Origin of the sequence: Rugamonas rubra (genome assembly GCF_900114705.1) — a bacterium.
Classification (GTDB): Bacteria; Pseudomonadota; Gammaproteobacteria; order Burkholderiales; family Burkholderiaceae_D; genus Rugamonas; species Rugamonas rubra.
In genome coordinates, this window is the sequence record NZ_FOTW01000009.1 from 116753 (window position 1) to 141738 (window position 24986).

24 protein-coding genes and 1 pseudogene are annotated in these 24986 nt (G+C 66.6%); 16 read left to right on the plus strand and 9 right to left on the minus strand.

The genetic code is table 11. From position 1 onward, the window contains the following. The first annotated feature begins 133 nt into the window (after positions 1–133). From BM252_RS09750 to BM252_RS09775, 7 genes are all read left to right on the plus strand, one after another. Entirely contained in the window at positions 134–1519 is a 1386-nt protein-coding gene (locus BM252_RS09750) for a B12-binding domain-containing radical SAM protein (RefSeq protein ID WP_174900474.1), read from the plus strand. Between the two features lie 66 nt (positions 1520–1585). Further along, positions 1586–2704 (plus strand): TOMM precursor leader peptide-binding protein, encoded by a 1119-nt coding sequence (locus BM252_RS09755; RefSeq protein ID WP_139236384.1) that lies wholly within the window; start codon positions 1586–1588, stop codon positions 2702–2704. Then, positions 2701–4047, plus strand: a complete 1347-nt coding sequence (locus tag BM252_RS09760) for a YcaO-like family protein (RefSeq protein ID WP_093386905.1) — start codon at positions 2701–2703, stop codon at positions 4045–4047. Before BM252_RS09755 ends, BM252_RS09760 begins: the two co-directional genes overlap by 4 nt. 11 nt (positions 4048–4058) lie before the next feature. Next, complete coding sequence (locus BM252_RS09765) at positions 4059–4877, plus strand: SagB/ThcOx family dehydrogenase (RefSeq protein ID WP_093386908.1); 819 nt, start codon at positions 4059–4061, stop codon at positions 4875–4877. Continuing rightward, the gene (locus tag BM252_RS30920; protein ID WP_174900475.1) at positions 4874–7036 is read left to right on the plus strand and encodes a hypothetical protein; all 2163 of its coding nucleotides are present in this window, start codon (positions 4874–4876) and stop codon (positions 7034–7036) included. Before BM252_RS09765 ends, BM252_RS30920 begins: the two co-directional genes overlap by 4 nt. Further along, positions 6994–7884: a Rieske 2Fe-2S domain-containing protein gene (locus BM252_RS30925; RefSeq protein ID WP_174900476.1), complete on the plus strand. Its 891-nt coding sequence runs from the start codon at positions 6994–6996 to the stop codon at positions 7882–7884. Before BM252_RS30920 ends, BM252_RS30925 begins: the two co-directional genes overlap by 43 nt. Beyond that, positions 7881–8708 (plus strand): alpha/beta fold hydrolase, encoded by an 828-nt coding sequence (locus BM252_RS09775; protein WP_174900477.1) that lies wholly within the window; start codon positions 7881–7883, stop codon positions 8706–8708. Before BM252_RS30925 ends, BM252_RS09775 begins: the two co-directional genes overlap by 4 nt. Positions 8709–9355: 647 nt before the next feature. On the opposite strand, the gene BM252_RS09780 is transcribed toward BM252_RS09775, so the two are convergent. Continuing rightward, positions 9356–10957 carry a hypothetical protein gene (locus BM252_RS09780; RefSeq protein ID WP_139236388.1) on the minus strand — a complete coding sequence of 534 codons (1602 nt, stop codon included), beginning with the start codon at positions 10955–10957 and terminating at the stop codon, positions 9356–9358. Between the two features lie 148 nt (positions 10958–11105). On the opposite strand from BM252_RS09780, the pseudogene BM252_RS09785 reads away from it, so the two are divergent. Together BM252_RS09785 and BM252_RS09790 are read left to right on the plus strand one after the other, a co-directional pair. Further along, positions 11106–11336: pseudogene (locus BM252_RS09785) on the plus strand (transposase); the annotation flags it as partial. A gap of 234 nt (positions 11337–11570) precedes the next feature. Next, positions 11571–12527 (plus strand): IS1595 family transposase, encoded by a 957-nt coding sequence (locus BM252_RS09790; RefSeq protein ID WP_093387272.1) that lies wholly within the window; start codon positions 11571–11573, stop codon positions 12525–12527. 13 nt (positions 12528–12540) lie between these two features. Here the strand turns inward: BM252_RS09790 and BM252_RS09795 are convergent, their stop codons facing one another. Together BM252_RS09795 and BM252_RS09800 are read right to left on the minus strand one after the other, a co-directional pair. Then, on the minus strand, positions 12541–13032 hold the full coding sequence (locus tag BM252_RS09795) for a GNAT family N-acetyltransferase (RefSeq protein ID WP_093386918.1): 492 nt from the start codon (positions 13030–13032) through the stop codon (positions 12541–12543). Next, entirely contained in the window at positions 12986–13306 is a 321-nt protein-coding gene (locus tag BM252_RS09800) for a type II toxin-antitoxin system TacA family antitoxin (protein ID WP_093386920.1), read from the minus strand. Before BM252_RS09800 ends, BM252_RS09795 begins: the two co-directional genes overlap by 47 nt. Positions 13307–13537: 231 nt before the next feature. On the opposite strand from BM252_RS09800, the gene BM252_RS09805 reads away from it, so the two are divergent. The 7 genes from BM252_RS09805 to BM252_RS09830 all read left to right on the plus strand — a co-directional run bounded on the left by BM252_RS09805 (position 13538) and on the right by BM252_RS09830 (position 19236). Next, positions 13538–13927 carry a DUF2946 domain-containing protein gene (locus tag BM252_RS09805; RefSeq protein WP_093386923.1) on the plus strand — a complete coding sequence of 130 codons (390 nt, stop codon included), beginning with the start codon at positions 13538–13540 and terminating at the stop codon, positions 13925–13927. A gap of 305 nt (positions 13928–14232) precedes the next feature. Next, positions 14233–14748: a copper uptake system-associated protein gene (locus tag BM252_RS09810; protein ID WP_245774177.1), complete on the plus strand. Its 516-nt coding sequence runs from the start codon at positions 14233–14235 to the stop codon at positions 14746–14748. Between the two features lie 52 nt (positions 14749–14800). Continuing rightward, a complete protein-coding gene (locus BM252_RS09815; protein WP_217429895.1) occupies positions 14801–16948 on the plus strand; it encodes a TonB-dependent siderophore receptor in 2148 nt (715 codons plus the stop codon). A 15-nt stretch (positions 16949–16963) separates the two neighbouring features. Next, a complete protein-coding gene (locus tag BM252_RS09820) occupies positions 16964–17893 on the plus strand; it encodes an alpha/beta hydrolase (protein WP_093387281.1) in 930 nt (309 codons plus the stop codon). A gap of 4 nt (positions 17894–17897) precedes the next feature. Next, complete coding sequence (locus BM252_RS30930) at positions 17898–18053, plus strand: hypothetical protein (RefSeq protein ID WP_174900478.1); 156 nt, start codon at positions 17898–17900, stop codon at positions 18051–18053. A 14-nt stretch (positions 18054–18067) separates the two neighbouring features. Next, positions 18068–18685: an SCO family protein gene (locus BM252_RS09825; RefSeq protein WP_093386925.1), complete on the plus strand. Its 618-nt coding sequence runs from the start codon at positions 18068–18070 to the stop codon at positions 18683–18685. Further along, positions 18682–19236: a hypothetical protein gene (locus BM252_RS09830; protein WP_093386928.1), complete on the plus strand. Its 555-nt coding sequence runs from the start codon at positions 18682–18684 to the stop codon at positions 19234–19236. The genes BM252_RS09825 and BM252_RS09830 overlap by 4 nt, the downstream gene beginning before the upstream one ends. A gap of 21 nt (positions 19237–19257) precedes the next feature. Here the strand turns inward: BM252_RS09830 and BM252_RS09835 are convergent, their stop codons facing one another. The 6 genes from BM252_RS09835 to BM252_RS30935 form a co-directional block, all read right to left on the minus strand. Next, positions 19258–20595 (minus strand): PepSY-associated TM helix domain-containing protein, encoded by a 1338-nt coding sequence (locus BM252_RS09835; protein WP_093386931.1) that lies wholly within the window; start codon positions 20593–20595, stop codon positions 19258–19260. 1 nt (position 20596) lies between these two features. Then, positions 20597–22666 carry a TonB-dependent receptor gene (locus tag BM252_RS09840; protein WP_093386933.1) on the minus strand — a complete coding sequence of 690 codons (2070 nt, stop codon included), beginning with the start codon at positions 22664–22666 and terminating at the stop codon, positions 20597–20599. Between the two features lie 62 nt (positions 22667–22728). Beyond that, a complete protein-coding gene (locus BM252_RS09845; RefSeq protein ID WP_093386936.1) occupies positions 22729–23052 on the minus strand; it encodes a hypothetical protein in 324 nt (107 codons plus the stop codon). A 294-nt stretch (positions 23053–23346) separates the two neighbouring features. Continuing rightward, the gene (locus BM252_RS09850; RefSeq protein ID WP_093386938.1) at positions 23347–23739 is read right to left on the minus strand and encodes a DUF2946 domain-containing protein; all 393 of its coding nucleotides are present in this window, start codon (positions 23737–23739) and stop codon (positions 23347–23349) included. 210 nt (positions 23740–23949) lie between these two features. Then, positions 23950–24243 (minus strand): hypothetical protein, encoded by a 294-nt coding sequence (locus BM252_RS09855; RefSeq protein ID WP_093386941.1) that lies wholly within the window; start codon positions 24241–24243, stop codon positions 23950–23952. A gap of 588 nt (positions 24244–24831) precedes the next feature. Beyond that, the gene (locus tag BM252_RS30935; RefSeq protein ID WP_174900479.1) at positions 24832–24975 is read right to left on the minus strand and encodes a hypothetical protein; all 144 of its coding nucleotides are present in this window, start codon (positions 24973–24975) and stop codon (positions 24832–24834) included. Positions 24976–24986 lie beyond the last annotated feature (11 nt).

Genomic DNA, 24986 nt, shown 5'->3' on the forward strand with positions numbered 1-24986 from the left:
CCTTCGGCCTCATGCGCCAGGAACGAATGCGACGCCGGCTCATCGCGCCCCCTCGCGGGGCGCGCTGCCCCCCCGGGCTGCCATGCCGAATACCGCAGGCATCAAGCACCTATCTACCAACGGACGGTACGCCATGACGACGCTGCGTGTGTTACTGGTTTGGCCAAGCTCCCTCAACGAAGTCCTCGGCTGGGGCGCGCTTGGCGCCGTGGCCGAGCCGCTGGCCCTCGAATACCTTGCGGCGACAGTCGGCGAGATGGGCCACGATGCCAGGATCCTCGATCTCAGGTTGCACCCCGACGAGCTCGAACAGGTCGTGCGCGACTATCAGCCGAACCTGCTCGGCGTGACCGCCTACAGCATGCATGTGCGCCGCGCGGTCGCGATCTGCGACCAGGTGAAGGCCATGCTGCCGTCCTGCAAAACCGTGGTTGGCGGCCACCACGCGACCTTCCTGCCGGAGGATTTTTTCAAGGACAGCATCGACTGGATCGTCTCCGGCGAAGGCTGCGGCGCCCTGGGCGAATTGCTCGCCTCGATGGCGGCGGACCTGCCGGTCGCGCCCCAGCCCGGGCTGTGGACGCGCGGCGCGGACGGCGCCTTCCGCCCGCCCCTCGTCGCCCTGGCCAGTTCGGGCAACCAGCTTGACGACATGCCACGCCCCGACCGCACACTGGTGCCCGAAGACCGCTCGCGCTACTTCATCGACTGGATGCGTCCGGTGGCCTTGATGCGCACCACGCTGGGCTGCCCTTACCGCTGCACCTTCTGTTCGATATGGAAGGTCATGGAGGGGCGCTACCTGTCGCGCGATATCGACGCCGTGGTCGACGAACTGGCCACCATCAAGGAAGAATGGGTGTTCCTGGTCGACGACGAAGCCTTCATCAATCGGGGCCGCATGGTCGAACTGGCGGCCGCCATCAAGCGGGCCGGCCTGCGCAAGCGCTTTTTCACCTACTGCAGGATCGACACCCTGCTGCGCAACCGCGAGGCGGTGGAGGCCTGGCGCGGGATCGGGCTGGAGCGCCTGTTCATCGGCATCGACGCCATCGACAGCCTCCAGCTCGACGAATTCAACAAGAAGTGCAGGGTCGACCAGATCGAGCAGGGGCTGGCCCTGGCCAACGAGCTCGATATCGAAGTCTTTGCGCAGTTCGTGGTCAATACCAGTTATACGCCGCAGGATTTCGCGCGCTTGCGGCGCTTCGTCGAACACCACCGGGTCCGCTACCCGTCCTTCACGATCCTGACTCCGCTGCCGGGCACCGACTTGCTCAAGGACTTTACGGCGGTGGACGAACTGCAGTCCGACGGCAGGCCCAACTGGGACTTGTTCGACTGCCAGAACGCAGTGGTGCCCACCAAAATGAGCAAGCCCGACTTCAAGCGCGCCTACCGCAACCTGTACCACGTGTTCAAGGGTGCCTACGCCAGCTACCGGGAACACAATTACCTGCTGGTCGACGGCGCGGCCGGCGCGGACCCGGCGCGCAGGGCGGCGGCGCATATGGAGTAGGCGCGCCGCCGTCCAACGCCCCGGATGGAGTCCCCATCGCCCACAACATGATCGGAGTGAGCCCACATGAAACTTGAACTGAGCCGAAGCGACGCGGCACCTACCGACGCTGAACCGCGCTACCGGCTGTGGCCGCTGCAGGTGGTCAGGCACGACCAGGGCGTGATCCTGCGGCGCGGCACCGAGAAATTGTACGTGGCCGGCGCCGACGCGGTCCCCGTGGTCGAGGAACTGCTCGCCATCGCGCATGGCGCCGGCGGCGCCACCCTGGTGGAGATGCTGCGGCCGTTTGCCGAGGACCAGCGCGACCATGTCCAGAGCCTGCTCGAGAAGCTGCTGGCCAAACGTTTCCTGGCCGATGCCGCGCAAGTGGCCGCCGGCGACGAGCGGGTCCCCACCAACGAAGACGTCTTCTACTGGGGCCAGGGCAGCACCACGGCGGAGGCGCACGCCAACCTGAACCAGCGCCGCTTTGTGATCGTCGGCGTCAACGCCGTCGGCGCGCGCCTTGCCGACAGCCTGGCCGCCTGCGGCGCCCTGGAGCTCACCGTGATCGACCACCCCGCCCTGCGCAACATGGCGTTCTTCGACGACAACGGCGAGATCGACCTGCGGCGCTGGCCCGCGCGGGCCGCCGTGCCGGTCGCCTTCGACGACTGGATCGACGGCGACATGGAGTTCGAGGGCCTGGTCGCCACCTCCGATTTCGGCGGCCTGGGCTTGATGCGGGAATGGAACGAGTTCTGCGTGCGCGAACGCAAGCTGTTCCTGCCCGTGGTGCTGCAGGACATGATGGGCTATGTCGGCCCGCTGGTGATCCCCGGGGAAAGCCCCTGTTTCGAGTGCGCCTGGACGCGCCAGAGCTCGAATATGAACCAGCCCGGCATTGAGCGGGCAACCGAGCCGGTGGCCTACTTCGGCCAGGGCGTCGACGCCTGGCTGCCGCCGATGGCGTCCATGCTGGGCGAACTGGCGGCGCTGGAACTGGTGCGCTTTGGCAGCGGCGTGGTCGCCGGCGTGCGCACCGGCGTGATGACCGAGGTCGACATGCTGCGCCCCGAACTGAGCACGCGCCGCCTGCTGAAGGTGCCGCGCTGCCGCGTGTGCGGTCCGCTGACCCGGCGCGCCACCACCACCGGCGAGCGCAATGTCTTCGTCCCCGGCAACGACGAGGCCGACTCGTGAGCGGCCGCGCGCGCGCGCTGCCCGGCGGCGTACGGATCGGCGCGATCGAACGGCGGTTCGACCTGCTGGTCAACGAGCACATCGGCGTGGTGCGGCGCCTGGGCGAAGTATTCACCGAGCCGGGCACGCCCAATTTCTTCCACTACGCGGCCGAGGCGTCGAACACCAGCGCGTTTTCGGCGCAGCGCAACTTCTTCAACACGGGCGGCGCGTCGGTGCATCGCTCGGTGGCCATCGCCAAGGCCGTGGGCGAGGCGGTGGAGCGCTATTGCGCGGCCCTGTACGAACGCGAGGAACTGCCGTTCTGCAGCGCCAGGGAGGCACCGTTCGACTGCGTCGAACCGGCGGCGTTCGCGCTGCACAGCGCGGCCCAGTATCGGCTGCCCGGCTTCCCGTGGGCGCCGCTGGAGGCCGACACCGCGTTGCGCTGGACGGGCGCCACCGCGTTCTCGAGCGGACGCCGAGTCCACGTGCCGGCGGCGTTTTGTTGGATCCCGTATTTCTACGACGCGGCCATTGGCGAGGCGCCCATCGGCCAGCCCATCTCCACCGGACTGGCCTGCCACGCCGACTACCACCGCGCGGTGCTGTCGGGCCTGTGCGAAGTGCTCGAACGCGACGCCTTCACCATTTTCTGGCAACGCGGCCTGGCCATGCCGCAGATCCGCATCGAAACGCTCAGCGACGAGAACTACGACCGGGTGCACCGCTTCGAGGTCACCGGCGACCGCGTGATCCTGCTGAACCTGACGCTCGATCACGGCGTGCCGGTGGTGCTGTCCATCCTCGAATCGTCGCAGCCGGCGCGGCCGGCCCACGTCTTCGCGGCGTCCTGCGACCCCGACCCGGAGCGGGCGGTGGCCAAGGCCCTCGAAGAGCTGGCCCACACGCGCCGCTACAGCCAGCGCGTGCACCGCCTTCTCGCGCCGGTCGCCGGCGACAACGACTACGAGCAGGTGCGCAACCAGATGGACCACCTGAACCTTGCGGGCGACCACGCCAACGGGCAGTCGATCAAGTTCGCGCTCGATTCCCGCCAGCGCCAGTCGTTCGACGAGATCGAATCGCTGGCGCAGGGCGGCCCGGCGGCCAGCGTGGCGAAGGTGGTGGCGCGGGTCGAGGAGACCGGCCACGAGGTGCTGGTGGCCGACCTGACGTCGGACGACATCGCGCAATGCGGCCTGACGGTGGTGCGCGTGCTGGTGCCCGGCTACCACCCCCTGTTCATGGGCCACCACTGGCGCGCGCTGGGCGGCGCGCGCCTGTGGAGCGTGCCCGAAAAGCTGGGCCTGAAGGCGCTCTACAGCGGCGCCGACAATCCGATCCCCCACCCCTATCCGTGAAGCGAGCAGACGTGGACCGACTCGACTGGCGCACTGCCCACATCCCGTCCAATCCGGACGGCGAGGCCTGGGAGCTGTATCACGAGAACAGCAAGACCAACCGCCACGACGCCCCGCTGTCGAACGAGGAGGTGCGCCAGCGCATGCTCGATTCCTGGCCTTCGCTGCCGTACGAGGGATATCCGACGACGGCGCTGCCGCCGCCCGCGCCGATCGCGCTCGGTCTGTCGGACGCGATCCTGGGTCGCCACACCGCCCGCGCCCTGGCGCCCGGCCAGATGACGCTGGCGCGCTTGAGCGCGCTGCTGCATTACAGCTACGGCCAGACGCGCGACCAGACGGAGCAGGGCTACCCGCGCCCGTTCCGGGTCGTTCCCTCGGGTGGCGCCCTGTTCCCGCTCGAAATCTACTTCCACACCAGCCGCGTGGCCGGGCTGGGCGCCGGCTGGTACCACTACAGCGCGGCCGACAATGCGCTCCACTGCCTGCGCGCCGGCGACGATTCGCGCCGCCTGGCCGACGCCCTGGTGCAGCAGAACCTGGCCCTGGACGCCAGCGTGGTGTTTGTCGTCAGCGCCATGTTCAACCGGTCGACCTTCAAGTACCGCGAGCGCGGCTACCGCTTCGCCCTGATGGAGGCCGGCCACGTGGCGCAGAACCTGTGCCTGGTCGCCCAGGCGCTCGGCCTGGGAGTGGTGCCGATCGGCGGCTTCCTCGACCGCCAGGTCGACGACCTGCTCTCGCTCGACGGCCTGCTGCACTCGACGCTGTACCTGGTGGCGGTGGGCGACGAGCCCGACGGCGGCGCCGGCGCCGCCGCCGCGCCGTGAACCGCGTGGCCGCCTCGGCCGGGCCGGCGCTGCTGGCCCCCGGCCACGCGGCGCTGTGCGGCATGCTTGCGCTCGAGCCCGGCGTGCCCTGGGTGGTCGACCTGACCCTGGGCGCCTGGCGGCCGCGCGAGGCGGCCCGCCAGCTCGCCGCACAGGCCGGAGTCGCGCTGCCGGAAGCGCCCGCCGCCGCCGACGCCGGCGCCTCCTGGGCCGCCACGGTGGGCGCCAACATCGACGCCGAAGCGCGCGGCCCGGCCCAGGTCCGCATCGCCGACGCCGACGCCGCGCTGCTGCACGGCCACCTGTCGGGGGGCGCGGCGGCGCCGCTGCTGGTGGTCTGGCAGCCCTTGTCCGATTGCCTGCCCGACGACAACGCCTGGTTCCTCCGCCTTCTCGCGGCGCGGCTGGAGGCGGCGGGCGGACGCCTTGTGCTGGCGCGGCGCGCCCCCGGCGTTGGCGCCGCGCCCGCCGCCGCCTGTCTCGAGCCGCACCTGCTGGCCGCGCCGGCCGAGCAGGCCCCCTGCCACCGGCTGCGCGGCGGCCAGTTCCTGTGCTGCCCGTCGCAGCGCCCGCTCGACTGGCCGCCGACGGCGCGCGCGCGCTTCGACCAATTGGCCGCCCGGCCCGGCGCGCCGGCATGGTTGCGCGCCTACGCCGCGTGCCACGGCAACAGCTATTTTGTGCAAAGCGGTCCGCTGTCCGACCACGCCTGGGCGTGCCACGCCGAAGGCGCCACCTCGCTGGCCATGCTGCTGCTACAGCGCGCCAGGGAATGTTCGCGCGAGCCGGTGCAGCGCGCCACCGTCCTGGCGCGCCTGCAGGGCATCCGCATCGCCGGGCACAATTTCGCCGACGCCGCGCGGGAGGCGGCGCCGGCCCACAACATGCCGGCGCCGCTGCGCGACTTCCTGCGCCAGTCGGTCGGCTGGGCGCGCATCATGCTGGGCGATACGGCGGGACTGGCCGCCCACTTCGGCCAACCGGGGACGGCCCCGGCGGACAGCCGCGAGCAGCTCTACGCGATGAACATCCACGCGCTGGGGCTGGCCCGCTCGGGCCGTGCCGGCGAGGCGCTGGACATGGAGCTGCGCATCGAGGCGGCGCGCCGCCTCGACGCGGTCGACGACGCCAGACTGGCCTACGTCAACAACCTCAACATCGCGCGCCTGTACAAACAGCGCACGCAACTGGACCAGGCCACCCGCTACTACGAGCTTGCCTTCGCCACCAACTACGGCGTGCGCAGCCACGCCGAATCGGCGCACGCCGCCTGGATACGCGCCAGCATGGCACACGCCACCGGCAGCGCCCAGTGCGCCGGCGCCTGGCTGATGCAGGCCGTGCTGCACTGGCTGGCCGATCCCCTGCCCGAGGCGGTGCCGGTCAGGCTGGCCCAAGCCATCCTCGGCCCGCGCCTGCCCGCCGAGCACGAGCGGGCCGGCGCCGTGTCCGCCGCGATGCTGCGTGCGCTGCTCGAGGCGGCGAAGGACGGCCGGCTCGGCTGCGCCGCCCCCGCCGCCGGGCCGGTCCCGGCGTTTGCGGCGGCGCCCCCCCACCTGGCCGCGCAGCGCTACTTCGGCTGGCCCGGCTGCGGTGTCGGCTGGAGCGGCGCCCGCCCGCCCCCCGGGCCGGAACGCGGCGCCGCGCAAACGGCGCTGGCGGCGCTGGCGGCGCGCGTGCTGGCCGCCAGCGCCGGCGCGCCCGGCGCCGGCGGCACGATCATTGTCGACGACCAGGACGGCCGCGACTTGCCGCGCAGCCGCGGCGAACTGCTGGCGCTGGCGCTGGCACGCGGGGCGGGCGCATGCACCTGGCAGGGCGAACACGTCGATATCCGCGGCGCCGACGCGCAAGCACTGCGGCGCAAACTGGTGCTGCGGCGCAGCGCCGCGCCGGCCGCGCTGGAGCGGGCCGACGGCGGCCTGTGGCAGCTGCGCTACCTGCGCCACGGCCGCGTGCACCGGCTGGCAAGCGCGCCCGCTTTGCTGATCGGGCGCCTGGAACGCGAGGGGCCGCTCAGCGTCGATGCGCTGGACGGTCCCGCCGGCGCAAGCGACGACAGCTGGACCGAGGCCTGGGCCAGCGGCGCCGTCGACCTTTTTCTTTCGGAGCAGGCATGCACAATGGCTGGTATCAGCTGGCATACGAACGCGACCTGAAACCGGGGCTCAACGCCTTGTCGCTCGCCGGACGCCCCCTGCTGGTGGTCTATCGCGAGCAAGCCGCGCATGCCGACGTCTACGACGGCAACTGCCCGCACCGGGGCTACCTGCTCGGGGTGGCGGGAGAGCTGCGGGGCGACCGGGTGGTTTGCCCGTTCCACGGCCAGGCGGTCGGCCTGGGCGAACCGCACGGCTGCGCCCTGTCGGTCGCGCGCCATGCTTCGCTGCTGGTGGGCGGCCTGCTGTTCGCCCGCGTCGGCGCCGGCGCCGACGCCGGCTTCGCCGAACGCATCGCGCAGCTCGACGCCCTCCACTACATCGTGCCCGGCTTCACGCGCCGGATCCGGGCGCCCGCCGAGCTGGTGGTCGAGAACGCGTTCGATGGCGGCCATTTCCAACCAGTGCACCGGATCGGCAATGCGCCGCGGATGGCGGCGGGGCGCACCGCCGAAGGCGCCTACGCCGCCCAAGCCCGTTTCGAACTGCCGCCATCAGCCTGGCAGGGCGCCGCCGCGACCAACGTGCCGTTTACAACGACCGCCTACAGCCCCACCCTGGTGCTCACGGAACTGGGCGGCGCGCGGCCGTACATCATGCTCAGCGCCACCGTCCCCGTCGATCCGGGCACATGCGAGTTGCGCCTCTCGGTGATGCTGCCGATCGGCGAACCGGGCCGTCCGCCCGAGCCGGACGGGGTGCGCTACCTGCTACGCCAGGCCGAGGCGGGAATCGACAAGGACACCCTGGTCTGGGAGAACCTGGCCGATGGCGGCGCCATCGGCCAGGCGGCGCCGTTCGACGGCCCCGTGCTGGGGTTCCGGCAGTTCTGCGAAGGCTTCCTTTGAACACCCGCGCGCCGGCCGGCGGCGCCGGCGACATCGCCGTACGCACCCGCCCCGGCCCCGGCCCGGCCATCCTATGGGTCCATGGCTACACCCTCGACGCCGGCGTCTGGGGGCCGCTGTGGGACCGCCTTCCCGACTATGCGCACGTTGCGCTGGACCTGCCGGGACACGGCGCCAGCACCCGGCCCATTGCGCGCGTCGCCCGGCTCGGCGATTTCTCCCATGCCGTCGCCGAGGTGGCCGACGCCCATGGCGCCGACATCGTGCTCGGCCTGTCGTTCGGCGCCACGGTCGCCCTGCAGGCGGCGCTCGACAGGCCGGCGCGCTACGCCGCGCTGCTGTTGGCGGCGTGCGGCCTGGCGGGCGGCCCGCAAGACCGCGAGGCGGCCGATTGCCACTTGGAGCTGGCGCGCCTGGCGCGCGCACGCGGGATCGGACCGTGGCTGGCCGATCGCTGGCTGGCCTGTCCGCCCAGGATCTTCGAAGCGATCCGCGCCCAGCCCGCCGCGTTCGCTCCGGTCGAGGCGGCGGTCAGGCGCCATGCGTGGACGGAACTGACGCATGAAGGCATGGCGTCTATGGCGCGCGACGTCCAGTCGCCGGCGGCCATCGCCCGCCTGGACATGCCGCTTTCCTTGCTCGTGGGGGAACACGACATGGCGGCGTTCAAGCGCAGCGCGCACCTGATCAGCAAGGCCGCCAGGCACGCGAATTGCGGCTACGCCCCGCTGCGCGGCCACCTGCCGCTGCTCGAATCGCCGGACGAGGGAGCCGTCTGGGTCCGCGCGCAACTCGCCGCAAGCCGGCCCGGACGAAAGCCGTAGCGATGCTCGCTCCCCGCATCAATATTGATACCAGTACGCATCCAAGATGACATCGAAACATGCGCCTGGGCGGACCTGCCGGTCGCCGGAAGCGGAAGTGTGGCGTGCAAAGCGAGGCACACGTTTATCAATTGTGTTCCAGAACAAAAAAAGCCCACTCGAAGTGGGCTTTTTCTTGATTTTTCAATCGAATCTGGAGGCGAGGATCGGAATCGAACCGACCTAGACGGCTTTGCAGGCCGTTCGCAGGTCAATAAAAACAAGGACTTGCGCGACGACCGTGCTTTCCACCTCGCAGCGAAAAAAAACCGGAAGGCCGCACTTTGTGCTTTGCCCGGCTAGGCCCGGCGGACACCAGATCGCGGCACCGACGCTTGCAACGCCGTGCCAGGAGCGGGTTCCGCAGCAACACCTGGTTGCGTTGCCTGTCGGACGATGTCGGTCCCTCTCGGCCGGACGACACCGCCGGATGCCGCCCCACCAGAAGTGACTTTAATCAGTACGCCACCCGCAATGTGGACGCCATGCCGCGCGGCGCTGGCAACGAACGATTCCCTCGCCTTCTTTACCACACCAAGTTCCTCGGTCGTTAAATCCCGATTGCCGAGGTCAAAAGTGAATGATTTGGTCGCCATAGTAAGTCCAGTCTATATCCATTTGGGGCCGTCCGCAAGAAACAGCGGGACAATGTTTCTCAATGTTAATTTCCGCGCAAGCTCCTGGTCGGACCTGCCGTCCAGCGTCGTCTGGCGTTTTTTGCTTGACACCAGAGTCAGCACGACACCTAGACTACCTTGGGGCAGGCCGATTTCCTGCGTCCGTCCTCCTGCCCCGGCATCCCGCCACAATCCGATTGCATTCGCAGGCCGTGATTCCACCCAATTGGAACGGTCCACCATCCCCGCGCAGGTAAAGCTCAGCACGGCAGAACCAGGATCCTCAGCCAAGACTGTTGCATAACGCCCCGGCCAGCGAATGCCGAGTTGCGGTCCATCCATCAGCAGCGCAATCACCAGATTCGGCCCTACGGACCGGATAACTCCCATCGCAGGGTCTGCGCGGGCGAGATCCTCACAGATAAGGGTCGTGATCGACATGTCCTTGCGTAGGCCGATAAAAGGCAACTGGCGATTGCCGACCTCGATGTCCTCCCACCATTGATCGTTCTCATGATTCTTGTCGAAATCCAAGGCGTAGCGATCAACCTGCGATTTATCCAGGCGCCAACGATGATGCTTGTCCTGTTGCCGCAGTACCGCGCCTTCTTCTCCTTCCCGCATCACAAATGTCTGCGCGCGGTTGTGCGCTTTGCCAGTATCTGTGTCGACATCAAGCACGCCTGTGATCAGGAATTCTATTCCGGAGTCTTTCAGTGCCAAGACCAGTTGCTCCGCCACGGCGGTTGACAATGCGCACTCGGGAAGCACGATACCGTTCGGGACGCAACCTGACTGCGCCCGCGCATCCTGGATCAATGGCAGGAACAATTCCCGCGCCATTTGTTCACCGCTTATCTGCCCTCCGGGCCCATCCAACCAGCGCTGGACCAGGCTGAAGTAGGCCGGGATACTATAGCTATTGCCATACTTTCCCTGCTTCGAGCTGAGACGGAAGCTGTCGGCGTGGACGGTATAGGGGAACGGCACCAGCAGCAGGCGCACATCGTAGGGCAATGCAGCATCCGCCTTGGAGGTGGAGCGATCCGTCGTGCTCGTCCACGTCCACGACGGCGTGAGAATGCTCTTAGGTGGAAGCAACGCCAAGTAGTGACTCAGCGACCGGATGGTGCACCCAACCGTTGCCGTGTTCGCCTTCGGCAACACGATGGCCCGGTCGGGTGACACTGCACAGCATAGAGACGTCGGAAGGTTCACCATGAATGTATCATCAGGTCCCTTGTATGCCATGCAGTCCATAGTGAGGGCGGCAAAGGTGCGTTCGCTGACTTCTTCATCCGTTACGTCCCAACCGGCGCCAATACTGGCTTCGTCGGCGATAGCAAAGAGCGCCAGCAAGCAACGCACGGCCTCAGCGTTTTCGGAGATCACCGCAATGTCGCCGTCGCCGAATTGATTGACCAGCTGATCCCATAGTCCGGCAACCTCTTCTGGCGGGTGAAAACAGTCCTGATTCCAGGCCCGGGCAGCCGCAACGACCTTGTCAAGAAACGCACCGTGCTCGTCGAGTGCAGCACGGTTGGGAGTAGCCAGTGTGTACCGATAACATTCTTGCCCGGTCGAAAAATACACGAATAATCACGCTGACGTGTCAGAGCAACGCGGCGTTGTTGGGTAAATCCAGCCGTGGCGAGGGCCGACGTTTACGCGCAACAGCCGGTGCCGCAGGGCTGTTAACTTTCTACGAACTTGCGTAGATTCTGGTCTTTTGCCTGAACCGATGCGCAAAGACGAACAACAGCGGCAAGAGCCCAAGGGCAAGTACCGCGTCAAGAACTGGCCCGTCTACAACACCGGGCTACTCGCGCGAGGTGACGTGACGATCTGGATGCAGCCGGGCTTGTGGCATCGGAACGGCGGAGCCGGCTCCGCCAAGCGCGGCCGGCCACACCTTTACGCCGACGCGGTCGTCCAGATGCTGCTCGGACTCAAACAGGTGTTTCGCCAGCCTTTCCCGTGTTTTGCACCACGCACGGCACTCGGTGTCGTAATGCCGACCTTGCGTTCTGCTGACTAGTGCTTCACTGCCCGTCTTTACTCCGCCCCACGTACGATTGCGAGAAATCAGATGACGCGACAACTATCCTGACACAGGGGGTTTCCTGATTATGTTCGTTCGTCAGAACTTTGCCACTCCAGTTGAGTCAAACCTATCAGGATGGCAGAGCCACTGAAGGGGATGATGATGACGATCAACGGGATTCAGTTTCAGAAGGGACTGTCGCTGCCTGCGTTCTTGCGCGACTACGGCACCGAGGAGCAATGCGAGGCGGCTTTCATCAAGGCGCGGTGGCCACAGGGATTCATTTGCCCTTGCTGCGGCCATGGCGCCGCTTACGAATTCAAGCGGCGGGAACTGCGCTACTGGCAGTGCGGCGCCTGTCGGCATCAAACCAGCCTGCGCGCCGGAACGGTGCTGGAACATGGGCGCTTGCCGTTGACGAAGTGGTACTTGGCGATCTACCTGGTGACGCAGTCGAAGACGAATATCGCCGCGCTGGCCATGATGCGGCAGCTGGGCATCTCGTGGAAGGCCGCCTGGCTGCTCAAGCACAAGCTGATGGAGGCGATGGCCCAGCGCGAGGCCGATCGGCCGCTGCAGGGCGATGTCCGGGTCGACGACGCGTATCTGGGCGGCGAGCGTACCGGTGGCGGGCGGGGGCGCGGCTCGTCGAACAAGGTGGCCTTTGTCGCCGCCGTTGAGATGTGCGATGGGCGGCCGCAGCGCGTGCGCTTCGATCCGGTGGCAGGGTTCTCGTTCAAGGCCCTGACACCCTGGGCGCGCCTGGCTGTGGCGCCGGGAAGCTGCGTCTTGTCCGACGGGCTGCTGGGTTTCGAAGTGCTCGAAAAGCTGGGCTATACGCATAAGGTGGTGCTGGCGCCGCGCGGTAAGGCGGGCACGGAGATCGAACCGTTCAAATGGCTCAACGTCTTGTTGGGGAACCTGAAAACAGCCCTGTCCGGGACGCACCACGCGTTTAAATTCGCGAAGTATGCCCGGCGATACCTCGCCGAGGTCCAGTATCGCTTCAACCGCCGCGCCGACATGGCCGCCATGGTGCCGCGATTGGCGGTCGCGCTGGCGCGGACGAGGCCGTGCCCGAAACGGTTGGTGCTGGGAAAGGCTGACGTAAGAACATAATCAGGGGGGGGGTTTATGGTAATTCGTCGATGCGGATGAACAGCGTTTGCGGGTCTGTTAATAGTGGCGTGAAACCATATTTTGTATAGAAGCTTGCTTGACCATCTTTAGCGTCAACGAACAGCAGGACATCACCATTCTCAATGGCAAGTTGTTTGACACGTTGCATAGCTTCAACTAAGAGCATACCGCCGACGCCCTTGCCTTGTACCGACAGGTCGACCGCAAGGCGGGCCAGCAGTGCCGTAGGCACACTGACGGGAAATTTCTCCGCAAATTCCTGGGGGAGCGATTCGGTTGGGTAGGGCCTGCGAGCAACCAGCGCGAAGTAGCCGCGTACTGTGTTGTCGTCGTCCACAATCACGTAGGTGATGGAACGACCTTTTCTTGCTGCCTGGCTCGCTTGGGTTTTGAGCCAGGTGTTCAATGCGGGAGTGCCGCAATCAAAACCAGCTATATCATGTTGCTTGTGCTCTTTGTCGAGCGGTTCCGTTAAATAGACCATTTTTGGTTAGTTCCTTATGACGCTCGAACAGATCCGTCAGTGCTGCGTTGGGTTGCGGCGCTCTGTTCAAAGTTTTTAATATTAATTCAGCGTCAGCGCAGGAAATTTTAACAAAGCGCTCTCTGTCAATAATCTTCTGTGCTTTTTCCAAAGATGCCTGAACCACAAACTGGTTCAATAACACTCCGGTTAATTCAGCTGCCTCTTTTAGTGTTTCTTCTATCGAAGAAGATACACGAGCCGTAATCCGGCCACGTTCTATGGTATTAGCCATTTTTCAATCCTTGTACGCCACTGCGTCAATGTATGTAATGAGTGCGTTAAACTCGCCAGTTGTCTTCTAGCCCATGTTTCGCTCCATTTTATGCGACGGCATTTTGCCGACGATGAAATCATAGCATAGGTTGCTCGCTGGTGTCAACCTGGCACCAATACTTCAGCGAAAAATCCCCGCAACCTCCTTGCGCATCAACACCGCGCGATGAACGTGGGCTATAATATTCCGATGATCGACATGTTGAAGCGACCAATACTGCACATATGGATTGCCGTGCTGGCCATTCTATTCAGTTCGCTCGCGCCTACGGTTTCTCATGCACTAAACGCTTCCGGTCTCGCTGCCGACACCGTGGAAATCTGCACGGTAAATGGCTACAAGCTTGTCAAAGCCCCGGGTTCTGACAGCGGCAAAGCACCTGCTTCGGCAAAGCACGGCATGGAACACTGCGCTTTCTGTAGCACTCACGGCGGCTCCCATGCACTAACAGGCGCGCCGTCCGTCACCCTCGCGCTTGCTGCCGGCCGCGACATCTACCCGCCACTGTTCTATACCGCACCGCAGTCTCTGCACGCCTGGTCGACGGCCAATCCGCGCGCGCCTCCTCTCTTCGTCTGATAGCCGCTCTGCCTCACTTCGCTGAGGCACGGCGGTTCGTACCCAATTCCAGTTAGAGCACCGGGCCACCGGTCGCGCCGCCGCCATGTCGCGGCAGGACGCCGTTGCTCTCGTTCGAGTATCGATTTGGAGTCACGCCATCAATGCCAATGAAAACACTCGTCCGCGACGTTACGGCGCGGTTCGGGGCGCAATGCGCTGCCGCGCGCCCTGCGCCGTTAAATCAGCTGATGTCCAAGGCAGGAAATTCCTTGAGCCGCGCCGGCTTGTGCGGACGGCTACTGGCAGCCCCGTAATGACACCCAATGGATCGCCATGGTTTCCAGCAGCCTTTCCAGACAGTCCACAACCCATTCAAACAGGAGATCTTCATGAAAGCTCGTCGCACCCTTATTGCCATGTCGTTGACCGCGCTGGCCATGTTCGGCAGCGGCGCTCAAGCTGCGACCGACGCTGCCAAGCAGCAGATCCGCACCCTGATTTCGACTAGCTACGACCAGCCCGGTCGCGCGGTGGAAACGGCACCAATAGTCGTTGCGGACCGCCACGCCATCGCCGACTGGGTTCAAGGCGAGAAAGGCGGTCGCGCCTTGCTGCGAATAAATCAAGGGCGATGGGAGATCGTCGCCTGTGGGGGCGAAGGATTCAGAGACGTCAAGGAGCTGCAAAAAGCCGGCCTCCCGATTGGCACCGCCAAGCTGCTCGTCACGCAGTTGAATCAGGCGGAAGCAAAAGTGAGCGGGCAGCGTCTCAAACAATTCGATTCGTTCGGCAAGGTGGAAATGGCAACCCCCAGTCAGCACCGCGGCCACGCCCAATAATTACCAATTGGTCCGGCTCGACTGCCGACCGTCATCCATTAGAAAGAAATCTATGACTCACCCTAAATTCGTCCGCACGGCCATCGCGATGGCCATTGCAGGCCTGACATCCATGGCGCAGGCGCAATCCGAACAGGCAGGCGCGTCGCATGAGGAAGCATCGAAAACGCCAAGCTGGGTCGCCGGTCAAGTCGTCATTACGGCCAAGCGCGCGAACTATACCGCCTCCGAGTCCTCGGCAGCCACTCGCGCCGACACCCCGCTGATCGAGGTACCGCAGTCGGTGCAAGTACTGACCCGCTCGCTGATCCAGGAGCAGGACCGCCGCACGCTCGGCGATGCGCTGATTAACGTTTCCGGCGTGGTCCCGACGAGGTCCGAGGAGCAGCTACTGATTCCGCCGCTGGTGCGAGGCTTCCCCGCCGAGGTCTATCTGGACGGCCTGCCGATCTACGCGGGCAACCAGCAAGTGTTCGATCCCACCAGTCTTGTCGGCGTGGATCGGATTGAAGTACTGAAGGGGCCGAGCGCCACGCTCTATGGTGGCGGTCTCGGCACGCCGCTGGGCGGCATCATCAATATTGAATCCGAACGGCCGAGCGACAAACTGGGCGGGTTCGTGGCGCTGCGGGCCGGCAGCTTTTCCACCTGGGGGCCGTCCGGAGATATCAACCTGCCCCTGGCGCCGGGGATAGCGGCCAGGATCGCGGCCGAGTATCAGAGCAACAAGAGCTGGATCGATCAGGTCCATGGCCGGCGCTCGAGCGTGCAGCCAAGCTTATCGTTCCGTATCAGTCCTCAAACCGACCTCCTTCTCCGAGCCCAGTTCAACCACCGTAGCCAACTGGAGTATTCGGGCCTGCCGGCCGCTCAGGCGCTGGCAGGGAACATCGAGCGCAACGCCTTTCCTGGATCGCCGACGGGACAACCGTTGACCACGAACGACAACCGGATGACCCAGGCGACACTGCGCCACGGCTTTTCCGACGACGTCAAGCTGACCGTCAGCGGCCGCTACTACAACAGCGCGATCCGGCAATACGGCAGCTTCGTCGATCCCGACCTGCTACCACCCGACCCCGCCACGCCCACCGTCTACCCGGTCATTCCGATCACGATGATCACCGATACGAAGGAGGCGACGTTTGACGCCAATGTGCTGGTAAAGACCGAAATGCTCGGCGGATCGCACGCCTTCGTGGCCGGTCTCGACTATGATTGGACTCGTTTCTCCAGCAACATGGGCCTGTTCGTCAGCAATACGCCCGACGGCACGATCGATCTTGCCAAGCCTGCGTACGACGCGGTCTACACACCGCAATTGCCGGTCAACTCCCTCCAGACCGACCATTATCGGACACTGGCCTTCTATGTCCAGGATCAGGCGACCTATGGCCGGCTGCACTTGACGGGCGCGCTGCGCTACACGCAGCTCAATTTCCAGGAAGTGAGCAATATCGGGGTAGCCAACGACGACACCTACCACCGCGTCTCGCCCAGGGTGGGGGCGACCTTCGATGTCGCTCCCGGCCTTGCCCTCTTTGCCGGCTATGCAACGGCGTTTCGCGCGGCGTTCGGCTTTGTCGGCGCGGCGCTGCCCAAGCCTGAGAGCTCGCGCAACATCGAGGGCGGCATGAAGCTGGCCCTGCCCGGGACCGGCTTGTCGGGCACGATCTCGGTCTTCGACCAGACACGCGACAATATCGCCACCGCGGACCCGGGCAATCTGGGATTCAATCTCCAGACCGGCCGGCAACGGGCGCGTGGGGCGGAGGCGGATCTCATCTGGGAGCCGACGCCGGCGTTTTCGCTGCTCGCCAACTACGCCCATACCAACACGAAAGTGACGGAGGACAATACGATTCCGGTCGGCAGCGAATTGACGCGCGTGCCGCGAAACAGCGGGCGCGTCGCCGCGCACTACCGGATATCTAACGGCGCGGCCAAAGGACTGTCGTTCGGGGCGGGCGTCACCACGCTCGGCGCGCGCCAGCTCACCCTGCCCAATACGCTCAGGGCGCCGGGCTACGCGGTGGTCGACGCGCAGGCCGCCTATGAGTTCGGACGATTCACGCTCCAGGCCTCCGTGGTCAATCTCGGCGGGCGGCGGGCGTTCGATACCTACCAGTATTTCAGCAACCCGCTCGTGATGCCGACCCAGCCACGCTCGGCCTTCATCACGCTCAAAGCCAAGATCTGAGGGCCGGCCATGCGCATGAACCACTCCATCAGAACAGTCGGCCTGGGTATCGCCGCGATACTTCTTTCGGCGACAGCGACAGCGCACCCGTCCACAGGCGGCGGCTTGATCATTCCGCTCTATCCGCAAGGCACGATCGGCTCGCTCGGCGTGGCGGAAATCCGCGAGCGGCTGAACAAGTCGGGCGACACCATGGTCCGCAACGTCAGCGAGCCCACGCTTGAACTGTTCCGCCCTGCCCCGGGTCGCGCCAACGGTACCGCCATGATCGTCGCACCCGGAGGCGGTTTCGTTGGGCTGGATTACAACGCCGGCGGCACGGCGGTTGCGCGCCTATTGGCGCAGCGCGGCGTTACCGCGCTTGTGCTCAAATACCGCACGATCCGAAGCGCCCCCGATCCGATGCAACTGCCCGAGGTCCATGGGCGGGAGATGGACACCGTCATGGCGCGGGCGAAGAGCGGCGTTCCTGCCGAGATACCGCGCTTTGCCGGTGAACAGCAGGCGCTGCAGGACGGCAGCCGCGCCATGGCGATCGTGCGACAGCGCGCATCCGAATGGGGTGTCGATCCCAGGCGGATCGGCTTCATCGGCTTCTCCGCCGGAGCGTTCCTCGCCGCAGATCTGGCGATCGGCGATAAGGCGTTCCGACCGGACTTCGTCGCCTTGCTCTACGGCGGACTACGAACGCCTGTCCCCGCCGATGCGCCACCGGCCTTCATCGCCGGCGCGGCGGACGACGAGTATCAGCCGAACGACGCGGTACAGCTCTATACCGCTTGGCGACAGGCGGGAGCGGCGGCCGAGCTCCACGTCTATGAGCGTGGCGGCCATGGTTTCGACCTGAAGCCCAAAGGCACCACGAGTGACCACTGGTTCGACGAATTGGTCTGGTGGATGCGCTCTCGCAGCCTCGTCGGGCAAGCGTCGGATCATCCAAAGTAGGGGCGTGTCGAACCGTCCCGCTCAGATGCAGGATCTGTTCGCGCGGATCGACACACAGGCGAATTCTGTGCTGACGGAGGATCAACTGCGCGGCCAGAAGGCGGTCGATCTCGCCGCCGCCCCGCGCCGCGCCCGCCGACCGGCCCGATTGATGAATTGATTACAGGAGAAAAAATGGCGAAACAATTCCCCGGCCACGCCCGGCGCCGGCACACGTTGGCGCTGGCGGCCGCCGTGTTGGCCTTGTGCGGCTGCGACGATCTGTTCCACGGCTATAACGGCAACGAGATCGGCGCCGGCGCCGCCGGCCTCGACTTCCACCTGCTCGGTGCGGCGGGCCGGGCCACCTCCATGGCCGATTTTCGCGGCAAGTATGTGCTGCTGTTCTTCGGCTTCACCCAATGTCCGGACATCTGCCCGAGCGCCCTGTCGCGCGCCGTCGAGATCCGCCGCCTGCTGGGCGCCGCGGGCCGGCACCTGCAGGTGGTGTTCATCACCATCGACCCCGAGCGCGACAGCCCGGAACTGCTGGAGCAATACACGGCCGCCTTCGATCCCAGCTTCGTCGGCCTGGCCGGCACGGCGGCCCAGACCGCCCGCGTCGCCGCCGACTTCAAGATCGAGTACCGGAAGGTGGCGAGCGGCAATTCCTACAGCATGGACCACACCTCGACCAGCTACCTGTTCGACCGCGGGGGAAGGATACGCCTGGCCATCGCCCACAAGGCGACGGCGCAACAGTGCGCCGACGACCTGCGCCGCCTGATGCGCGGCGACGGGGACCGGCTATGAGCCAAGGGCGCGGCCAGGCCGCCAACGACGCCACCGAGCCAGGCCCGGCCGAGCAGCCGGCGGCCGGCGCCAAGCACGCGGCCCCCCCGCCGGCGCGCCGGCGCGGCTTGGCGCTGGACCCGTCCTTGTTGCGCCAACTGCTCTGCCACAAGGGATACTCGATCCGGCGCTCCGCCTTGGCGCTGGGTGTCTGCCACACCACGGCGCGCGTGGCGGCGGGCCGTCTTGGTATCGCCCTGGCCGAGCGTCCGAGCAAGATCGACTCGGCCGTACAACAGGCCGTCGCGCTCGCGCTCGGGCGCGGCGAGCCCCTGGCGGCGCTGACCGACGCGATCGGCATCTCGCTGCCGTCGCTGTACCGCATGCTGCGCATGGACCCGCTGCTGGCGGCCGAATACAAGGCCAAGCTGCTGCAGCGCAAACGGATGGCGCGGCGGCAACTGTTCCTGCTGCAAGTGGCGGACAAGCCGATGAGCGAATGCGCCGAATACTACTGGCTCAGGCGCAACGACGCCGCCTGGTTGCGGCAATGGCGGGCGGGCCGCCGCTAGCGGCCGCCCCATGCGCCGGCCTCAGCGGCGGCGCAGCGCCAAGCAGTAGTCCAACGCCAGCATGAGCAGCATCGAGGCGCCGACCAGCGGCAGGAGCAGGCCGCCGACGGCCATCACGGCGAGCACCACCTTGAGCGCGCCGCGGTCGGCGGGCATGGGCGGCACGCCCAGCCCGCCGGCCGGACGCCGTTGCCACCACATGCAACCGCCCGCCACGCACAACAGCACGATCGCCACACAGGCGGCGAGCAGCACCAGCTGGTTCGCCAAGCCGAACTGCTGGCCCAGGTGGACGTTGATCCCCCACTCCAGGCTCTTGCCCAGCGGACCGTAGTCGCCATACCCCATATCGAGCAGGACCCGGCCTGTGTACTGGTCGATATGGACCACCCGCTGGGCGGCCAAGTCGGCCGGATAGACGGCGGCGCTGTAGACCCCGGCCGGGCCGGCCGGCAGGCTGACGGCGTAGCCCCTGGCGATGCCCAGCTGGTCGAACCGGGCCACCGCCCGGTCCACGCCGATCGGCGCGGCCGCGCCGGCGCCGGTCGGCGTGGCGGGCAACCTGGCCTGGCGCAGCGACCAGGCGGTGGGCAGCGCGTGTTGCAGGTGCTCGTCGGACATCGGCAGGGCGACGCGCACGCCCGCCGGATAGCCGAAGTTGCTGCCATTGGCCCACTGGTTGATTTGCGCCCCCCACAGCACCGACCAGGGCATCCCCGTGACGGCGAGGAACAGCAGGAACAAGGCCACGTAGACACCGGTGACGGCGTGCAGGTCGCGCCAGAACACCCGCTGGCCGGGCCGGCCGCGCAGCAGCAGCGCGCCGCGCCGCCCGCGCGGCCACCACAAGTAGAGTCCGCTGACCACCAGCAGTATGGTCCAGCCGGCGGCCATCTCGATCAGGCCGTTGGCCAGCGTGCCGAAATAGCTCAGGCTGTGCAGGCGCCGGACCACGCCCGACACGCCGCCCTTGTCGGGCAGGCTGCCGAGCACCTTGCCCCGGTAGGGGTCGACGAAGACCACGACCCGGGCGCCGTCGGCGCCGCGCAGCAGCACCTGGGCCGAACGGCCCGGCGCGGCCGCCGGCACGTAGCTCGCCACCACGCCGGGAAAGGCCGCGCCGGCCCGGGCCAGCACCGCGCTGTGCGGCAGCTGCGCGGCGGCGCGCGGCACCGTGCGCAGGTCGCGGTAGACGTAATCGTCGATCTCGGCCTGGAACAGATACAGCGCGCCGGTCACCGCCAGCAGTACGAGGAAGGGCAGCACCAGCAGACCTGCGTAGAAATGCCAGCGCCACACCGCCCGGTACAGGTCGACCGGGCGCGGGGCGGGCGCGGCGGAGGGGGTCGCCGGCGCCATCTCAGAACGCCAACTGGGCCGACAACGACAGCGCGCGGCCGTCGCCCGGCGCGTGGCGGGTCTGGTCGTTGATCCACACGTACTCGATGTAGCGGTCGGTCAGGTTCTTGACCTGCAGCTCGAGCGACAACTCGGGCCGCACTTGGTAGCGGGCGCTGGCGTTGAACAGCACGTAGGCGCCGTACTTGGCGCCGGTGTTGGCCGTCGTCAGGTAGTAGCCGCCCTGGCCGTTGCTCCAGGCCCGCAGGCGCAGCTTGTCGCCGGGCCGGTAGTCGAGGCCGGCGGAGAACAAGGTCGCCGGCACGTGGTCGATCTGCTTGCCCAGCGTGGCCGGCGCGGCCGGGTCCGGCTCGACGATGCGCGCGCGCTGCCAGGAATAGCTGGCCCAGGCCGTGCTGTCGTCCGACGGGCGCAGGTTCAACTGCAAGTCGACACCCTGACGGCGCGTCTTGCCGACATTCTCGGAGCCGCCGCTCGGGTCGTTCAGGCGCCGCTTGACCTCGTCGGACGCGTCCTGGCGCCAGACGGCCAGGCGGCCGTCCAGCCAGTCGGCCGGGGTGAATTTGACGCCGCCCTCCCAGCCCTCGTTGATCGACGGCTTGAGCTCGCCCGCCGTCGAACGGTAGGCCGCCGCGCCGGCGCCGACCTGGAAGGTGCGCCCCCAGTTGCCGTACAGGCTGGCGGCGCGCCATGGCGCGTAGACCACGCTGAACTTGGGCTGGCGGATCCAGCCGTAGTCCTGGATGGCGAAGTGCTGGTTCTTCGACGGGTCGGACAAGCTGCCGGCGAAGCGGTCGACACGCAGGGCCGGGATCAGCTTCAGGCCGGCCATCGGCATGAACACCGCCTGCACATAGGCGCCGTAGTTGTCGAAGGTGAAGCGTTGGTCGCGCGTGGTGGCGGTGCGCACTTGGTTCAGCGTGGCGTAGCGCGGGCTGGCGTCGTTTTGCCGCTCGGCGTTGATGCCGCCCTCGAGCGACATGTCGCGCAGCACACCGGCCAGGCCGCGCGGCCGCCAAGTCAGGCTGCCCGACAGGCCGTGGTGGGCCTCGTCGATCACCCGCTCCTGCTGCGAGGCGAGGATGGCATAGCGTAGCCAGCGCTGGTCCTTGACGCTGTTGGTGTAGAGCCGCGCCGCCGCCGACAGCGTCTCGCCCGGCTCGCCGTCAAGCTGGACGCTGGCCTGGTTCATCTGTCGATTACCGCCCTCCGACTGCGCGTAGGGGTAAGACAGGGTCGGCGCGCGGTAGGCGTCGGCGGCCGTCAGATAGCCGGCCTCCTGGCCGCCGCTCTCGCTGTGCCGCACGCTCAGGCCGACGCGCCAGCGGCGCGCGTCGCTGGTGTAGAACCACTTGCCGCCCAGCGTGTACTTGTCGAAGCGGGAGTGGTCGCGGTAGCCGGCCGACTCGAGGCGGCCGAAGCTGTAGTTCTGCGACCAGTTGCCGTCCTCGACGCCGGCCGACAGCTGCACCTGGCGGGTGGCGAAACTGCCGACGTCGAGCCGCGCCTGGCGGTAGTTGCCGCCCGTCCGCGTCAGCACGTTGGCGTTGCCGGCGATGTTGTGCAGGCCGTAGCGCGGGTCGTTGGTGCCGCGCACGATCTCGATGCCTTGTATCTCCTGTGGAAAGATCATGTCGAGGAAGGGCATGCCGCCGCCGTTGTCGTTGCTCGGCACGCCGTCGATCAGCAGCTTGACGGCGTTGACCTCGCCCTCGCCGTTGAAGCCGCGGAAGGACAGCTTGCCCGACTCGTTGCCTTGGCGGAACTGGGTCAGCGTCACCCCGGGCGCGCGGCCGAACAACTCCCAGGTGTTTTGCACCTGCTGGTCGGCCACCAGGTCGGCGCCGAGGATGTCGACCGAACTGAGCACCGTGCGCGCGGCGAGCGCGCCGACGCGCTTGCCGCGCACCTCGACACGGCCGATCTCGAGGGCCGAGTCGGCGTCGGCGCCGGGCTGTTGCGCGCGGGCGCCGCCCGCCGCCAGGCCGAACAAGCTCGACAGGGCCAGCGCGCAAGGCAGCAGGCGGCAACTGACGCCGCGAGCGAAGGATGGGAGGGAACGAATAAACATAAGACTCCTTGGTAGATGGTGCAAGAAAACGCAACGCGCCGGCTGGGGGCGGAAAACCACCCTCACTGGCCGCGCAGGAAAAAGTTAAACGGTTGCAACGCCACGGCGCCGAACGCCTGGCCGTCGCGCAGCACCGGCAGGCAACGCCAGGCCAGCACCGCGCCGAGCGCCGCCGCGTAGTGACCCCGCACGCCGGGGCTGTCGACGCCGCTAACGCTGGCCTCGATGTAGAAGTACTGGACACCCGTCTGGCGCGACAGCGCGTCGAGCACGCCCCTCAGGGACTGGGCGGGAACATCGAAACGCTGGGACGCGGCCTGGGCCGGCGCGACCGCGCAGGCCAGCGCCAGGCACACGGCCACCATGGTTTGATTCGGATACTGCATATGGAACTCCTCTGATTCATTGTTGGCCGCCGCCGTCGCGGCCGGCCGGGGCCAGTCGAGACTTCCCGGGCATGCGCGCTGGCGGCGAGCAACAAACATCGCTATCTCGATGAAAGACCAGATTGCCTGTGCCGGATGGCCGCAGCGCGGCGCGGCCGGGACGCGCGAAGGCGCAAGCGCGCGGGTGCAGGCGCGCGCGCGCCATCGTTCAACGGCGGACCGGCCCTGCGTCAGTGCGCAACAGGTGATGCCCGTCCGACCGCATGGCGGACATCGAACGGTACTAGGGGAAGATCAGAGGGGGAGTGGCGGCGCGCGCGACTGCGCGGCGGCCCACACGGCCAGGGGCCGCAGGGATTGATAGAACAAGGACGGCATCGTGCCGGCGGCGAGGGGCCGGGGCAGGCTCAGATTCCATGAAGGCAAGATGCCAGGGGAGCCGGCGTGGGTGGAGCAGTATGGGCAGTGCTCAAGTTGCAGCGACTTCTTGGTCAGCGGTGGCACGGACTTGGCGCCCTCGTCGCCGAGCTTGGCGAACTTCACGCCGTCCACCGTGCAAATCTCCATCCACAACTCGCCCTTGGCTGCCGCGACGGCGTGGGAGATGGAAGGGGTAAGCGACGAGAGCAGGATGGCGATACACGCTATCCACGCGGTAAACCTGCTTCGGAGACCCTTACTTTGCATAAACACATTTTAACACCCGGACTTGCTTGTCCGCAAATCGCCGGTCCGCCGCGCGCGGCGCGCAAGTGATCTCGCGACCGCCACAGTGAAGTCGGCGCGCAGCTCCCTGTCCACGCGGCCCAGCCGGTCCACCTCCCAGCGCGTCGCCAGGCCGTTCGGCCCCACCAGTTCCAGCCGCGCGCCACCGCCGGCATCGTAGCGGCAGCACTCCTAGTGGCCCATCGCGTTGGCCACCGTGGCCGGGAGACGGCCGTTGCCGTCATAATTGGTGACGCTGAGCACCCGGCTCTGCGCCGTCGCCGGCAGCGGGTAGATCCAGTCCTGCGTCACCTTGCCGACCAGGCCGAAGCGGTTGCTGCTGCGGTCGAAGGTGGTACGCAGGCGGTACCTCGGCGCGCCCGGCTCGAGCGTCTCGCTCGACTGCAGGCCATTGTCGGCGTCGTAGTCGCGCACCAGCGTGCGCACCAGCGTGCCGCCGCGCGGATCGGTCTTGCTGGTGACCACGCTGAGCGGCAGGCCGACCGACCAACGCGCCGCGTCGTTGCGGAAGGTGGTGCCGACCTCGGTCTCGTACTCGCCCTCGCCCTCGCCGCCGCCGCGCGTGGTGGTGGTTTTCAGGTTGATGTTGCCGCTAGCCCGCGAGCCTTGGTGTCATAGCCCGAGAACCGGCCATCAACCCACTGGGCGAACGTAGACGGCCTGTTTGGCCGTTGCAATTTGCACGAAACTCTGAAATTCAACGAAGATAGGCGAAAATACTCGTCTTTTCGACTTGTTCAGCGGGGATGTGCCTGGCGCCGCTGGAGAGGCCGTGAGGTGGACCGCGTTAAAGTGACGGCAAAGAACGAAAAAAGCCCACTCGAAAGTGGGCTAAGTCCTTGATTTTTCAATCGAATCTGGAAGCGAGGATCGGAATCGAACCGACCTAGACGGCTTTGCAGGCCGTATTTACCACTTAAAAATCAAACACTTAGGTTACCACCTTCTTTTTCACCTCCTGAGCTTGTTCAACAAGTGGGTACAGCCGCGACACAAAGGACGACTCGCCAGCGAAGCGAGGCAGGAGCCCAGCGTTCGGCGAGTGTGCTGAAATCACAATGAGGCCAGCCGGTCGAACAGCGCACCAATCTGAAGCACGGTAGTCTCCGCAACCAGCGCTGTGGGATTGAGCTCAAAGACCAGGTGTCGCCAGAGTGGATCCGGCTTGTCGAACATCACCCCATAGGAGATGGCCACCGCAGGCTTGA

Coding starts and splice junctions, on each gene's coding strand:
- BM252_RS09825 (WP_093386925.1), top strand. CDS start 18,068: ATGGCGAAACAATTCCCCGGCCACGCCCGGCGCCGGCACACGTTGGCG.
- BM252_RS09815 (WP_217429895.1), top strand. CDS start 14,801: ATGACTCACCCTAAATTCGTCCGCACGGCCATCGCGATGGCCATTGCA.
- BM252_RS09790 (WP_093387272.1), top strand. CDS start 11,571: ATGACGATCAACGGGATTCAGTTTCAGAAGGGACTGTCGCTGCCTGCG.
- BM252_RS09850 (WP_093386938.1), bottom strand. CDS start 23,739: ATGCAAAGTAAGGGTCTCCGAAGCAGGTTTACCGCGTGGATAGCGTGT.
- BM252_RS09795 (WP_093386918.1), bottom strand. CDS start 13,032: ATGGTCTATTTAACGGAACCGCTCGACAAAGAGCACAAGCAACATGAT.
- BM252_RS30925 (WP_174900476.1), top strand. CDS start 6,994: ATGCACAATGGCTGGTATCAGCTGGCATACGAACGCGACCTGAAACCG.
- BM252_RS09845 (WP_093386936.1), bottom strand. CDS start 23,052: ATGCAGTATCCGAATCAAACCATGGTGGCCGTGTGCCTGGCGCTGGCC.
- BM252_RS09830 (WP_093386928.1), top strand. CDS start 18,682: ATGAGCCAAGGGCGCGGCCAGGCCGCCAACGACGCCACCGAGCCAGGC.
- BM252_RS09805 (WP_093386923.1), top strand. CDS start 13,538: ATGATCGACATGTTGAAGCGACCAATACTGCACATATGGATTGCCGTG.
- BM252_RS09755 (WP_139236384.1), top strand. CDS start 1,586: ATGAAACTTGAACTGAGCCGAAGCGACGCGGCACCTACCGACGCTGAA.
- BM252_RS09835 (WP_093386931.1), bottom strand. CDS start 20,595: ATGGCGCCGGCGACCCCCTCCGCCGCGCCCGCCCCGCGCCCGGTCGAC.
- BM252_RS09810 (WP_245774177.1), top strand. CDS start 14,233: ATGGATCGCCATGGTTTCCAGCAGCCTTTCCAGACAGTCCACAACCCA.
- BM252_RS09820 (WP_093387281.1), top strand. CDS start 16,964: ATGAACCACTCCATCAGAACAGTCGGCCTGGGTATCGCCGCGATACTT.
- BM252_RS09800 (WP_093386920.1), bottom strand. CDS start 13,306: ATGGCTAATACCATAGAACGTGGCCGGATTACGGCTCGTGTATCTTCT.
- BM252_RS09750 (WP_174900474.1), top strand. CDS start 134: ATGACGACGCTGCGTGTGTTACTGGTTTGGCCAAGCTCCCTCAACGAA.
- BM252_RS09840 (WP_093386933.1), bottom strand. CDS start 22,666: ATGTTTATTCGTTCCCTCCCATCCTTCGCTCGCGGCGTCAGTTGCCGC.